This window comes from Prevotella sp. MGM1, from assembly GCF_002933775.1.
GTDB lineage: Bacteria > Bacteroidota > Bacteroidia > Bacteroidales > Bacteroidaceae > Prevotella.
The window spans coordinates 92,463-107,107 of the sequence record NZ_BEWV01000206.1 but is presented as its reverse complement, the minus strand read 5'-3'; the positions used below and the strand labels follow the sequence as shown (position 1 = coordinate 107,107).

The window sequence follows — 14,645 nt, the reverse complement described above, 5'->3', positions numbered from 1 at the left end:
AAAATGAAGATAGGAGATAAGGTTCGTTTTTTGAACGATGTCGGTGGTGGAATAATAGCAGGGATTCAGTCCGGCAATATTGTTTTAGTGGAAGATGAGGATGGTTTTCAAATACCAACGGCGATGACAGATGTTGTAGTTGTTGGTGGCGATGAGAATTATGATACAGCCAATATGGTTGATAGCGACAAGAGAAAAAAAACGATACAAATAGATGAGGAAGAGGATTATGACCCAGCTGATAGGCCGGTGACATTTAAAACACCTGTCGAGGAACGCAGAGGTGGTGATATGCTCAGTGCGTATATAGCATTTGTGCCTGTCGATATAACTTCGCTCATGTCAACTCGCTTTGAGGCATATTTTGTGAATGACAGTAACTATTATATGCGTTATCATCTTTTTACTGTTGATGGTGCTAATTGGTGCCTGAGGTCAGCAGGTGAGGTAGAGCCTAATACGAAGTTGTTCATGGAGGAGTTCGGCCGTGAGCAATTAAATGATTTGGAAAGAATTTGTATACAGATTAATTCTTACAAGCGAAATAAGAGTTTTATGCTCAAACCAGTTGTGGATTTACAGTTACGTGTAGATACGGTTAAGTTTTATAAGCTACATACATTTCAAGAGAATGATTTTTTTGAGCAATCGGCTCTAATATATACCCTCATTGAAAATGATAAACAAGAAAGAACTCTGGTTTTGGATCCGGATAAATTCAAGAAAGAGTTGATGAGCAAAGTCGTGACAGATTCAGTTAAAATCGTATCAGGAAATAAAAAAGACAAGTTGGAAGAAAAAAACTCCCCGGTTGTCATAGACTTACATGCCAATGAACTGCTTGATACAACAAAAGGTATGTCGGCTGTTGATATACTGAATTATCAACTTGATACATTTCGTAAGACATTGGCCGAATATGCCAAACAGAAAGGTAGAAAGATTGTATTCATTCATGGTAAAGGCGAAGGTGTTTTACGACATGCCATAATAAATGAATTACGGTACAGGTTTAAGAATTATCCATATCAGGATGCTTCATTTCGTGAATACGGTTATGGAGCAACCCAGGTCACAATCAAGTAATGCAAAGCAATGAAATACGGATTTATTACAGTAGCATCTGCGGTTCCGAATGTCACTGTTGCTGACGTTGATTATAATGTTCATGAAATGACGACGCTTATATCTCAAGCGGAGGAGCAAGGCGTGGAAATATTATGTTTCCCAGAATTGGGGATTACCGGTTATTCTTGTCAAGATATGTTTAATGATGATTTGTTGTTAAAAAAAACAAATGAATCGGTATCTTGTTTGCTTGATTTTACAAAAGAATTGAATATCATTATAATCCTTGGTCTGCCTGTTCCTGTAAACGGAATGTTGCTTAATTGTGCCATGGTCATACAGGGAGGTGATATTCTTGGAGTTGTACCTAAAGTAAACCTGCCCAATTATGGAGAGTTTTATGAGAAGCGCTGGTTTGCATCCGCTTCGGATTTGCGCTTAGAGACTATCGTAATTGCCGGCCGACAAATCATGTTGACATCCGGGCCAACCATTTTTACGACAAGTTCGGGAGCTAAGTTTGGGATTGAAATATGTGAGGATTTATGGGCGCCGATACCCCCAAGTTGTTGTTTGGCATTAGGTGGTGCCGATATAATCTTTAATCTTTCGGCAAGTGATGAACTTATAGGTAAACACGATTATCTGAAATCTTTACTTTCGACCCAAAGCGCACGACTTATCAGTGGTTATGTATATTCAAGTTGTGGATATGGTGAAAGCACTCAGGATGTTGTATATGGTGGAAATGCTCTTATATATGAAAATGGGCAGTTGCTTTGCGAAAGTGAGCGTTTTTCATTAGATAGTCAATTGATGATAACACAGATTGACATAGAAAAACTTCGTCATGAGCGCCGTGCCAACAGCACGTTTATGGAAAGGGAGCGTACTGATAGTATTCGTACAGTTAATTGTAAGCCAATTACAGAAAAGGAATTCAGACTTATTCGCCCGGTCAATCCCAATCCGTTTATACCGCAATGCGATAAAATATCATCGGCATGCGAAGAGATACTTAACATCCAGACAATGGGATTGGTAAAACGTCTTTCACATACAAACAGTAAAAAAGCTGTTATTGGTATCAGTGGAGGACTTGATTCCACATTGGCCTTATTAGTTTGTGTGCGTGCATTCGACCGTCTCAAACTTGACCGCAAGGGAATTGTCGGTGTCACAATGCCAGGATTTGGAACAACGGATCGCACTCATGACAATGCGGTTTCTTTGATGTGTTCTTTGGGAATCACCGTTAAAGAGATAAATATCTCCGAGAGTGTATTACTACATTTTAAAGATATTGATCATGATGTAAACGTGCATGATGTGACTTACGAGAACAGTCAGGCACGTGAAAGGACACAGATACTCATGGATTTGTCAAACGAAGTGGGAGGATTGGTTATCGGAACAGGTGATTTAAGTGAGCTCTCATTGGGATGGGCGACATATAATGGAGACCACATGTCCATGTATGGGGTAAATTCAGGGGTACCCAAGACACTGATACGCTATCTTGTGGGCTACATTGCGGATAATGAGATGGATGTCAAATCGAAAGCAACGCTTTGGGATATAATAGACACCCCAATAAGCCCGGAACTAATTCCGGCAGAAGAGGACGGAGAGATAAAGCAGAAAACTGAGGATTTGGTAGGTCCCTATGAGTTGCACGATTTCTTCTTGTATCATTTCTTGCGTTTTGGTTTCAGTCCCGCAAAAATATATATGCTGGCTTTGAACGCTTTTAACTCACCCCTAACAGCCACCATTAAGTATGACGGCGATACTATAAAGCATTGGTTAAAAACATTTTTCCGGCGCTTTTTCAGCCAGCAATTCAAGCGTTCATGTATGCCAGACGGCCCTAAAGTGGGGAGTGTAAGTTTAAGTCCACGCGGTGATTGGCGCATGTCAAGTGATATATCCGGGGCACTTTGGATACAAGAATGCGACAAATTGTAAGCATATATTATTATAAAGGTGTCAACAAATCATTTGTCGACACCTTTATGTTTTTATTCTTCAAGTAATCTTCCGTTATCGTTCCATTCCCCATACATAATATTCTTGCGGGTATAATCTATAAACTTACTCAGTCTGCGCTCAAATAGTGTCTGTTCCCGTTTGGCTATCTGTATCGTGTTGATACGTACACGCATATACAATGGTGGAAAATGACAGAAATTGTTCCATACAGTATCATCGTTCTGTAATATCTCAAGTATGTCTTTGTCAATGCGGAAACCATTCTCAGACATATTCGGAAGCACGGCCCTTCCCGCATCGGTCATTCTTCCAAGCCGTTCCATTCTCCGGCAGCGTTCTTTATTTAATTCTGTCCATGTGCTTTTCTTTGTCCGTGGTGTAAAACGTTGTTGCACTACACCGTCAATACGTTTTATCGTACTGTCTATCCAACCAAAGCACAAAGCCTCTTCCACAGCGTCAATATACCAGAAGTGCATGTCTCCGTACGGCCGTCCCCTTTTTACTTTCAACCAGCATTCCTTTTCAGTAGTGTGATAGGCTTCCAACCATAGGCGAAACTCCTTTCTATTTTGTACTGTTAATATATTTTGCGGTTCAGACAGGCTCATTACAAGTTGGTGTGTATTTGTCATTTAACTATGCAAAGTTAATCCAAAATTCGGAAACAGGTCGTGTTATGTTTATTTTTTTTGTCTATTAAATTATTTATTTCTATCTTTGTACAGTATAGGTTATGCCGTGGCGCAAGTTGTGAAGTAAATCGGATGGGCATAGATGGTTTTTCATTCGTCGCCTTGCATATTATCTATTTGGGGAAACTATAAATACAATTTATTAATTATGAACATTAGATCTCAGTTATTGGCTGTTACAGTCCTGATGACATGTGGCATTGAGGCAAAAATCAAACGGGAGCAGAAACAAGCTTCCCCAAAGGTCGAGACCCATGCCTTGTTTTTTTATTGTCCGAATGAACGACATGGTTTTCATGTTGCTCATGTAGCCGAAAACGGCAAGAATGAACATCTGGGGCAGCTCTTTTCTTCCGATTATTCTCAGTGGGGATCAGAGAAACGTATGTATTCTCCTTTCATTACACGGCTTGATGGTAAAGGATATGCTGCCGTATTCCAGGTTAATGACTACTCTCCTTGTTTTGCCGTGGCATATTCAGACGATTTGACAACATGGAGACCACAAGACTATCCGAGGATGTCTGTGAAAGGGTGTATTGCTCCCGTGATACGTAAAGATGGCGAAAATAAGTATTCTATATTGTTTAAAACAAAGGATGGTGAAGCGAGAAAAACCGTCACGGATGCCGCTTTTCGTCATTTCACACAAGATGTCGCCATACCGGTAGGTGAATATGAGGCCGTGGTCAGACAGACAAAGAAAGACACTATTGATATTGCGGGAAAGCGACATGTCGGTTATAAGTGGGACGTGGACGGGAAACTTAAAAATGACGTGAAGACCTATTTTGATTTGTGGAATAGTCGTAACAGCCTGAATGGTGAGAAGTTGGCCGATGACGGTAAACTATTTGACAAACTTGGAGGCAAGCCGGTGAATGCCATTCTTCACATGGATGGAAAGAAACAAAAAGCAATCAGCGACAAACTGATCGGTGTGTTTTTCGAAGATATAAGTCATGCCGCCGACGGGGGACTGTATGCGGAACTGGTTCAAAACCGTGATTTTGAATATTCGCCAAAAGACCGTAACGGTTGGGGACCGTCTACGGCATGGCGCACATCCGGCAGTGAATTAAGAATTTCTTCATCAATGCCTTTGAGCAAAAACAATCCTAACTACGCCATACTCACTTCCGATACATTAATTAATACTGGATGGGATGGAATTCCGGTCAAGAAAGGTGCCCAATATGAATTCTCTTTCTTTGTGAACAACATAGAAAGTAAGGCCAAACGGTTTACTGTAGCACTTATTTCAGATGGCAATATTGTCGCTTCCGCACGTATATCAACCAAGGGCATACATGGTACATGGAATAAGTACGAGACGGTTTTGGCTGCTAACGAAAGCGTATCAAAGGCTGAATTGGCCATAATTCCCGAGAAAGATAATGAGGTTGCCGTGGATATGATAAGTCTTTTCCCAAAAGATACGTTTAACGGCAGGAAAAACGGGCTACGAAAAGACCTTGCGCAAGCAATAGCTGACTTGCATCCAAAGTTTGTCCGCTTCCCGGGAGGGTGTATGAGCCATGGAGACGGATTGGACAATATATATCATTGGTGGCATACAATAGGTCCGCTTCAAGACCGTATACCCGATAAAAATATATGGCGTTATCACCAGACAAGGGGGCTCGGCTTCTTTGAATATTTCCAGTATTGCGAAGACATTGGAGCTGAGCCTCTTCCTGTATTGGCTGCGGGTGTACCATGTCAGAATTCTGCTCCGGACAAAGACGGTTACGGAGGGCAACAGGGAGGAATCCCAATGAAAGATATGCCGGCATATATACAGGAACTGCTTGACATGATAGATTGGGCCAATGGCGATCCGGCTACGAGTAAATGGGCAAAGATGAGAGCCGATGCCGGTCATCCGGCACCTTTCAACCTGAAATATATCGGTATTGGTAATGAGGATATTATTTCGACTGCATTTGAGGAACGATGTCTCATGATATGTAAAGCGATAAAGGAACGCTATCCGAATATTATCGTATGCGGCACTGTTGGCCCTTTCCATGCACCTTCGTCCGATTATGTCGAGGGATGGAAGTTTGCCAGGGAACATGCTGAAGTGATAGACATGGTTGATGAGCATTATTATGAGAGCGTGGGGTGGTTCTTGAATAATCAGCATTATTACGACAACTACGACCGCAAAGGCCCTAAAGTGTATCTTGGAGAATACGCCGCCCGCCAAGGGAAAGGCAATATAGACTGCGCTTTGGCTGAGGCCGTGCATCTGTGTAATATAGAGAGAAATGCCGATATAGTCACAATGACATCTTATGCTCCTCTGCTATCTAAAAACGGTCATAGTAATTGGAGTCCTGATATGCTGTATTTCGATAATGAAAAAATACAGCGGACACCGAGTTATGAGACACAACGTCTGTTTTCCACATATTCAGGAAACAGATACGTTAAATCATCGTTGAGTATTGACAGCATTGCCAGACATCGTGTGGCGGCGAGCATTGTGCGTGATAACAATACGGGACAGGCTTTCTTGAAGATTGCCAATGTTCTTCCTGTGGAATTGAATGTGACGTTAAATGCAGAAAGTATTCCTGTTGCCGATGTTGTAAGGTATGAGGGTATAAGTGGAAAGCCCGGGCAATCCACAGTAATTCCAGAACGTGGTACATATAGCGTAAAGGCAGATGGTAAGATGACCGTTACGCTACCTCCGTATTCTTTTAGGGTTTTTATGCTTTGATGAAAATGCGAAAGAAGTAAAAAGGTATATTTAAAGAGAAAATAGCGCATGCCTCTAACAGGTTCAAACCTATTTCTGAGGCATGTGTTATTTTATTTGGGAAAAGCCATTAATGTAATGATAATATCATAAAAAAATGCCTCTGTTTTTTTGTGAAATAGGATTTCAAAAATTGTTTTTTGCGTTTTAAAATTACTTTTTCTTTGCTTTATTTTGTAATAGGATACTTGTTGTGATGCGTTTGGCAGCTAATTGTCGTCTGTTTAGATACTCGTTGCGTTCCAACAAGTATCCTGTTGCACTGCAATAAGGTACCGAATGGACTGTAATTAGATGCCAATCACAAAATAACGGCTTCATAATCGTTGTTGTTTTATGCACAAAACGGGACTGTATTATGGTAATAGATTGAATATCACAAAGATAAAAATGCACATAAATACAGCCGTTATTTTCGTCCAAGAGGTTTTAATTTTCAGATAATCGAATTGTTATACGCATTTTGTCAGATTATTTGATAAAATCATATTAGGTTTTTCATCATTTTATAATAAATAAAAAGCGGGAAGCCGGAAAAAATAAATTTCCTGACACCCCGCCATTATAAATATGATAAAAAGTTTTAGTATGCAAACAAAGGATAGTTTTTCATTGTTTCGTTTACCTTGCTTCTAACTCTTGCGATAACCTCTTCGTTTTCAGGATCGTTGAGTACTTCTTCGATCAAGCCGGCAATCAGAACCATCATATCTTCTTTTGCCCCGCGGGTTGTAATAGCAGGAGTTCCGAGACGTATACCGCTTGTCAGGAAAGCACTGCGGCTGTCGAATGGAACCATGTTCTTGTTTACAGTTATGTCGGCCGCAACAAGTGCGTTCTCGGCAACTTTACCTGTGAGTTCCGGATATTTGGAGCGTAAGTCGACAAGCATAGAATGATTGTCTGTACCACCGCTTACAATTGTAAATCCGCGTTTAATCAACTCGTCTGCCAATACTTTGGCATTCTTCTGAACCTGCTTCGCCCATTCCTTGAATTCCGGTTGCAGAGCTTCACCAAATGCAACTGCTTTTGCTGCGATGACATGCTCCAACGGACCTCCTTGCTGTCCCGGGAAAACTGCAGAATTGAGCAATTGGCTCATCATCTTTACCGCACCTTTAGGGGTGGTTAGTCCCCATGGATTTTCGAAGTCCTTACCCATGAGAATGATACCTCCACGAGGTCCTCGCAGTGTCTTGTGTGTTGTAGACGTAACTATATGCGCGTATTTAACAGGGTTGTCAAGCATTCCGGCGGCAATAAGTCCGGCAGGGTGGGCCATGTCAATCATTAACAATGCTCCGGTCTTGTCGGCAATTTCACGCATGCGTTTATAGTCCCATTCACGGCTGTAAGCCGAACCACCGCCAATAATCAGTTTGGGCTTATGCTCCAATGCCAGTTTCTCCATCTGATCATAGTCTACACGCCCAGTCTGTTGATCGAGGTCGTAACCGATAGCCTTATATAGAATACCTGAAGTGTTCACCAATGAACCATGAGACAAGTGTCCGCCATGTGCCAGATTCAAGCCCATGAACGTGTCTCCTGGATTAAGTACAGCGAGCAGTACGGCTGCGTTAGCTTGCGCGCCTGAGTGTGGCTGTACGTTGGCATATTCAGCTCCAAAGAGTTCTTTAACCCTGTCAATAGCCAGTTGTTCAACTTGATCAACCACACCGCATCCGCCGTAATAGCGTTTTCCGGGGTAACCTTCGGCATACTTGTTGGTAAGGTAAGAGCCCATGGCTTCCATTACCTCGTCACTAACGAAATTCTCCGACGCAATAAGCTCCATGCCTTTAAGCTGTCGCTGGTGTTCTTTCTCGATAAGGTCAAAAATCTCTTGATCTCTTTTCATTGTTACAAAATATTATGTTTAAATGTTTGAGCCCTGATACTTAGGCATTGCAAAAGTACTTATTATTTCTTAATTTACGTAATAAATAAGGTGGAATTTATACTAATTCCACCTTATCTATATTCTGTTCTTTCTCACAATAATGGCATTTCAATATTCCGTTTTCCTTATCTGTCACATGGAAAAGTGTCCGCATAGGCTCATTATTTGTTATGCATTTTGGATTGTTACATTTCACTATTCCCGATAAATCGTTCGGAGTGACAACCGGTTTCTTCGCCACCACCTCATAATCTTTTATTATATTGAGAACAATGTTAGGCGCTACAACGGATAAGCGTGAAATTTCCTCATCTGTGAAAAACTTGTCTTCGGCTTTTATTATGCCTTTTCGTTTGAGTTTTTTAGACCTGTAATTATATCCGATGGTAACCGGTGTCGACAGATTTTCAAGTCCGAGCAGGTTTACGACTTGATATGTCTTCTCCGTCGGGATATGATCGATTACGGTGCCGTTCTTTATTGCGGCAACCAACATTTCATTTTTGTTCATGATCTATCTGATTATGGTTTTATCGTTTTTCACTTCGTCCAAAGTAATTCCAAGTACATCACAGAATATTGCCTCACGGGCGAAAAGACCATTGCCGGCCTGCTGTATATAATAAGCATGGGGATTATCGTCCACATCATAAGCAATCTCATTGACACGGGGCAGAGGATGCAATATCTTCATATTGGGTTTTGCGTTTGCCAACATGTCATTTTTCAATATATATATGTTCTTCACACGTTCATACTCCATGAGGTCTGAGAACCGCTCCTTTTGTACACGTGTCATATACAATATGTCGGCATCGGCAATAACATTCTCATTAAATGCAGTATGCTCCTGGTATTTTATGCCATGCTCCTTACAATAAATCTTATATTCATTGGGCATGGATAATTCTTTGGGAGCCACAAAATGGAATGTGGGATTAAAATGGCGCATAGCCATAATCAAAGAATGCACAGTACGGCCATATTTCAAGTCGCCGACCAGATATATGTTCAGGTTTTCCAATGTCCCTTGTGTCTTATATATGGAATAAAGGTCGAGCATACATTGTGAAGGATGTTGATGTGCTCCGTCTCCAGCGTTTACGATTGGAACTGGAGAAACTTCGCTTGCATACTGTGCCGCGCCTTCTATATAATGTCGCATGACGATGGTATCCGCATAATTGGATACCATCAATATAGTGTCCTTAAGTGTTTCCCCTTTTGTACCGCTTGTTATTTTAGGGTCAGCAAAACCTATTACACGTGCGCCGAGCCTGTTTGCGGCAGTCTCGAAACTAAGACGGGTACGCGTTGACGGCTCAAAAAACAACGTGGCAATGACCTTACCTTTTAAAATCTCTCTGTTTGGGTGTTTCTCAAACTCCTGAGCCATCTCTATCATATAGAGAATCTTCTCTTTCGTGATGTCTGCGATTGTCACAAAATTATGCATTTCCATCCATTTTTGTTATTTGTTTTCTGATTTTGAGTGCTAAGTTACATATTATTTCCGATTTATTAATAGCGATTGGAGAGAAAATCGACTATATTTTTTTTATTCTAAACGAAAATAAGTATTTTTGCATCTGATACAACAGACATTGTCGGATGAATAATTCTTGATATGAGAAAAGTTTTTGTTCGTTTCCTTTGGATATTACTGATTGTCACATTACTGGTGGGAGCATTGGCTTTCTGGGCAATATCAAAGGGGATGATTGGCTATATGCCGCCTATAGAAGATTTGCAGAATCCCATAAACAGATTTGCCACGCAGGTGTATTCGGCGGATGGCAAAATAATGGGAACATGGAATTATAATAAGGAGAATAGGATATGTATAGATTATTCCCAGTTGCCGTCCTCGCTTGTGGAGGCACTTGTGGCAACTGAGGATATAAGATTCTATGAACATTCGGGAATTGATTTTTATGCACTTGTGCGTGCAGTGGTCAAACGGGGAGTGATGGGGCAGAAGAGTGCCGGTGGCGGTTCTACCATAACCCAACAGCTGGCCAAGCAACTGTACTCGGCAAAGGCTCATACCGTGATGGAGAGATTAATGCAGAAACCGATAGAATGGGTTATTGCAGTACAGTTGGAGCGTAATTACACCAAAGATGAGATAATCGCTTTATATCTTAATTACTTTGATTTTTTGCATAATGCAGTTGGAATTAAAACTGCCGCAAATACATATTTTAACAAGGAACCGTCGAAACTTAATATTCCGGAATCGGCAATGCTCATAGGACTTTGCAAGAATCCGTCTTATTTTAATCCGGTACGTAATCCGGAAAGATGTCGTGAAAGACGTAATGTTGTGTTGATGCAAATGGTGAAAGCCGGGTATTTGAGCCGGGAGTTATATGATAAGTATTCAGCGGAACCATTGAAACTGAATTTCCATGTTGCTGATCATAAAGATGGTATAGCCGCGTATTTCCGTGATTTTTTGCGTAGATACATGATGGCCAAAAAACCGGAGCGGAATAATTATACTGAATGGAACAAGATAAAGTATTATCAGGATTCCATTAATTGGGAGAACGATCCTTTGTATGGTTGGTGCAATAAGAACTTTAAAAAGAACGGTGAACCGTACAATGTATATGCAGACGGGTTGAAGGTTTATACAACGATAGACTCGCGTATGCAGCAATATGCAGAACAAGCGACAAGAGATCATGTGGTTAAATTCTTGCAACCGGCTTTCAACCGTGAGAACAAAGGAAAATCCAACGCTCCTTTTTCCGGTAAACTGACAAGCAAACAGGTGCGGCAAATATTGATGCGTTCTGTCAGACAGAGTGATAGATACCATGAAATGAAGTCGTCCGGAGCGTCGGAAGATGAGATAATAAAAGCATTCAATACTCCGACCGAAATGCCGATATTTACATATCATGGTGAAGTGGATACAACCATGACGCCTCTTGACTCGATAAAGTATTACAAGTCATTCCTGCGTTGCGGCTTCATGAGTATGAGTCCGCAGAACGGTGCGGTGAAAGCTTATGTCGGAGGCTTGGATTTCATGCATTTTAATTATGATATGTGCACAGACGGACGTCGTCAGGTCGGTTCAACTATTAAACCGTTTCTTTACTCTCTTGCAATGGAAAACGGAATGTCACCATGTGATATGGCTCCCAATGTGCAACAGACGTATATCGTGGCAGGCAGGCCGTGGACTCCACGCAATTCAAGTCATAGCAGATATGGCCAAATGGTTCCGTTGAAATGGGGATTGGCACAATCGAACAACTGGATATCGGCATATCTGATGAGTAAGTTGAACCCTCAGGCTTTTGTAGCGTTGTTGCATGAATATGGTATTAAAAATCCTGATATCCATCCGTCTATGTCGTTGTGTCTCGGCCCGTGTGATGTATCTGTGGCAGAGATGGTTAGTGCATATACGGCATTTGCGAACAACGGAATACGCTGTGAACCGCTTTTTGTAACAAAGATCGAGGACAATAATGGTAATGTCATTGCGACGTTTCAGCCTCGTATGAGTGAGGTTATAAGTACGGAAAGCGCACGTATGATGGTATATATGCTTAAAGGTGTTGTTGATGGAGGTACGGCTGGACGCCTTAGGTTTAAATATAATCTTAAAGGTGAGCTTGCCGGAAAAACCGGTACGACGAACAACAATAGTGATGCTTGGTTTATAGGCTTCACGCCTACGCTTGTAAGTGGTGTCTGGGTTGGAGGAGACGATAGGGATATCCATTTTGATTCAATGCGGATGGGGCAGGGAGCGACAATGGCCCTACCAATATTCGCCTATTATATGAAACGTGTTTTGGCAAATCCGAATTTGGAATATAGTGAACGGGACAGATTTGATATGCCTGAAGGCTATAATCCTTGCGAATCATTTGTGGATGAAAGTCTTATCGACGATAATGATATAGAAGAAATTTATGAATGAGAAAGTGACGGTTTTTCCAAACCGTCACTTCTTTTTAAACTCCATTTCTTTTGGCAGTTTCTGCCATTTTCTATTATTAGGCACTTTAAGAGAGTTGCCGCTTTCCTGCCTCAGAATATATATACTGTCATTTTTTTTGATGAAAGATACTTTTAAATCCTCACTCCCGTAATCGTTGACAAGATCAAATTCCGATTTATCACATTCGATTATTTTTCCGGATGTTATAAGCCAAAAGAAGTTGTTGTTTTTCTTTCCCAAATATCCTGGTAAACGTCCGAACATTTCATGTCCGGGTACAATTATATTGTTTGAATGAAGATTCATTCGTATGTATACATTATACTCATCATTAAAAAAATATCCTTCGAAGTTGCTTGTTTTGTTTTGAGCGCAAATCCCAATGTTTGAGGCGATTAACAATGATACAAGCCAAATACATCTTTTCATAACTGCTTCTATATTGATTAGAAAACAAAATTACTAAATATAAATCATTAAATTGGTGTTTTTTTGAAATTTATATGTTCATTTATCGGAATTATGTAAAATAATGTGTAACTTTGCTGCCATATATTAGATTTAATATGGTAAAAAATATATCAAATCCGGACTATATCTTTGAATCAAGTTGGGAGGTATGTAATAAGGTCGGTGGTATCTATACAGTTCTTTCCACACGCGCAAAGACATTACAGGACATGTTGCATGACAGGATAATATTTATAGGTCCTGATTTTTGGCAGGAAAATGAAAGCCCTTATTTTAAAGAAGATAAAGAATTGTTCTGCTCATGGAAAAAGAAGGCTGAGGCAGAAGGGTTAAATGTTAGGATAGGGCGTTGGACAATCCCTGGTGAGCCAATTGCAATACTTGTTGATTTTAAACCTTTTTTTGAAAAGAAAAATACGATTTATACTTGGTTGTGGGACAAATATCAAGTAGATAGTTTACACTCCTATGGTGATTATGATGAAGCCTCGATGTTTTCGTATGCGGCAGCTTTGGTTGTAGAGAGTTTCTATAATGACAATATAGCTCCTGACAAACGGGTCATATATCATGGAAATGAATGGATGACAGGCTTGGGGTTATTGTATATAAATAATAAGTTGCCTCAGATAGGGACTGTATTTACCACACATGCCACAAGTATCGGACGAAGTATAGCCGGAAATATGAAGCCTCTTTATGATTATCTGTTTGCATATAACGGAGATCAGATGGCCGGTGAGTTGAATATGCAGAGTAAGCATTCCATAGAAAAACAGACTGCATTTAATGTGGACTGTTTTACAACTGTCAGCGAGATTACGGCAAATGAATGTAGGGAATTATTGGACAAAGAGGTTGATGTGGTTCTTCCGAATGGATTTGATAATAGCTTCGTTCCCCAACCGACTGTATTTGCCAAAAAACGTAAGGCTGCAAGAAAGAAACTGCTTGATTTGGCAAATGCTCTGCTAGGAGATAATCTTGATGATGAAACAATGATTATATCTACAAGCGGGCGTTATGAATTTAGAAATAAAGGTATCGATGTATATATAGAATCGATGAACAGACTGTTACGCTGCAAGGATTTAAATCGTAATGTTCTGGCTTTTATAGAGGTACCAGGTTGGGTAGGTGAGCCGCGACAAGATTTGATTGAGCGTATTAAAAGTGGAAAAAGTTTTGATACACCACTTGAAGTTCCCCAGATAACCCATTGGCTGCATGAAATGAGCCATGATAATACTTTGGGGATGATGAAGTATTTTGATATGCATAATCATAAGAATGATAAAGTCAAGGTTATATTTCTGCCATGTTATTTGGATGGAAATGACGGTGTTCTCAATATGTCATATTATGATATTGTATTAGGTAATGATTTGTGCATTTATCCATCATATTATGAACCATGGGGATATACTCCATTGGAGTCTATTGCATTTAAAGTTCCTTGCATTACTACCGATTTGGCAGGATTTGGCTTATGGGTAAATTCAGTGAAAGGAGGATATAGTGATATTGAAGACGGAGTAAAGGTGGTTCATCGTACAGATTACAATTATTCAGAAGTAGCCGATGCCATCAAAGATACCGTAACAGAGTTTTCAAAATTTACAAAGCAAGATGTAGACAAGGTAAGAAAGAGAGCGGAAGAATTATCTAAAAAGGCACTGTGGAGTGGATTTATAAAATACTATATGGAAGCGTATAATATAGCTTTGAATAGGGCTGAACAGCGTAAAGAAAATAGAATTTAATAATATAATAATT

Annotated in this window: 10 protein-coding genes; 5 read left to right on the top strand and 5 right to left on the bottom strand. The window is 40.3% G+C overall.

All coding sequences use genetic code 11. The annotated features are described in order from the left end of the window. Nucleotides 1–3 precede the first annotated feature (3 nt). Together MoGM_RS09910 and MoGM_RS09905 are read left to right on the top strand one after the other, a co-directional pair. On the top strand, nt 4–1,086 hold the full coding sequence (locus tag MoGM_RS09910) for a DUF2027 domain-containing protein (protein ID WP_104369915.1): 1,083 nt from the start codon (nt 4–6) through the stop codon (nt 1,084–1,086). Between the two features lie 9 nt (nt 1,087–1,095). After that, on the top strand, nt 1,096–3,036 hold the full coding sequence (locus tag MoGM_RS09905; protein WP_104369914.1) for an NAD(+) synthase: 1,941 nt from the start codon (nt 1,096–1,098) through the stop codon (nt 3,034–3,036). A 53-nt stretch (nt 3,037–3,089) separates the two neighbouring features. Here MoGM_RS09905 and MoGM_RS09900 read toward each other — a convergent pair whose 3' ends face one another. Then, on the bottom strand, nt 3,090–3,572 hold the full coding sequence (locus tag MoGM_RS09900) for a YdeI family protein (RefSeq protein WP_233210248.1): 483 nt from the start codon (nt 3,570–3,572) through the stop codon (nt 3,090–3,092). A gap of 331 nt (nt 3,573–3,903) precedes the next feature. Here MoGM_RS09900 and MoGM_RS09895 point away from each other — a divergent pair, with 331 nt between their 5' ends. Further along, on the top strand, nt 3,904–6,486 hold the full coding sequence (locus MoGM_RS09895; protein WP_233210247.1) for an alpha-L-arabinofuranosidase C-terminal domain-containing protein: 2,583 nt from the start codon (nt 3,904–3,906) through the stop codon (nt 6,484–6,486). A 622-nt stretch (nt 6,487–7,108) separates the two neighbouring features. Here the strand turns inward: MoGM_RS09895 and glyA are convergent. The 3 genes from glyA to pyrB form a co-directional block, all read right to left on the bottom strand. Next, the gene (glyA, locus tag MoGM_RS09890) at nt 7,109–8,389 is read right to left on the bottom strand and encodes a serine hydroxymethyltransferase (RefSeq protein WP_104369913.1); all 1,281 of its coding nucleotides are present in this window, start codon (nt 8,387–8,389) and stop codon (nt 7,109–7,111) included. Nucleotides 8,390–8,486: 97 nt separating this feature from the next. Next, complete coding sequence (locus MoGM_RS09885) at nt 8,487–8,942, bottom strand: aspartate carbamoyltransferase regulatory subunit (RefSeq protein WP_104369912.1); 456 nt, start codon at nt 8,940–8,942, stop codon at nt 8,487–8,489. 3 nt (nt 8,943–8,945) lie between these two features. Next, a complete protein-coding gene (gene pyrB / locus MoGM_RS09880; RefSeq protein WP_104369911.1) occupies nt 8,946–9,893 on the bottom strand; it encodes an aspartate carbamoyltransferase in 948 nt (315 codons plus the stop codon). A gap of 165 nt (nt 9,894–10,058) precedes the next feature. Here pyrB and MoGM_RS09875 point away from each other — a divergent pair, with 165 nt between their 5' ends. Further along, nucleotides 10,059–12,377: a penicillin-binding protein 1A gene (locus MoGM_RS09875; RefSeq protein WP_104369910.1), complete on the top strand. Its 2,319-nt coding sequence runs from the start codon at nt 10,059–10,061 to the stop codon at nt 12,375–12,377. Between the two features lie 24 nt (nt 12,378–12,401). Here MoGM_RS09875 and MoGM_RS09870 read toward each other — a convergent pair whose 3' ends face one another. Then, the gene (locus tag MoGM_RS09870) at nt 12,402–12,827 is read right to left on the bottom strand and encodes a hypothetical protein (RefSeq protein ID WP_146078717.1); all 426 of its coding nucleotides are present in this window, start codon (nt 12,825–12,827) and stop codon (nt 12,402–12,404) included. 137 nt (nt 12,828–12,964) lie between these two features. On the opposite strand from MoGM_RS09870, the gene MoGM_RS09865 reads away from it, so the two are divergent. Then, the gene (locus MoGM_RS09865) at nt 12,965–14,632 is read left to right on the top strand and encodes a glycogen/starch synthase (RefSeq protein WP_104369908.1); all 1,668 of its coding nucleotides are present in this window, start codon (nt 12,965–12,967) and stop codon (nt 14,630–14,632) included. The last annotated feature ends 13 nt before the right edge of the window (nt 14,633–14,645 follow it).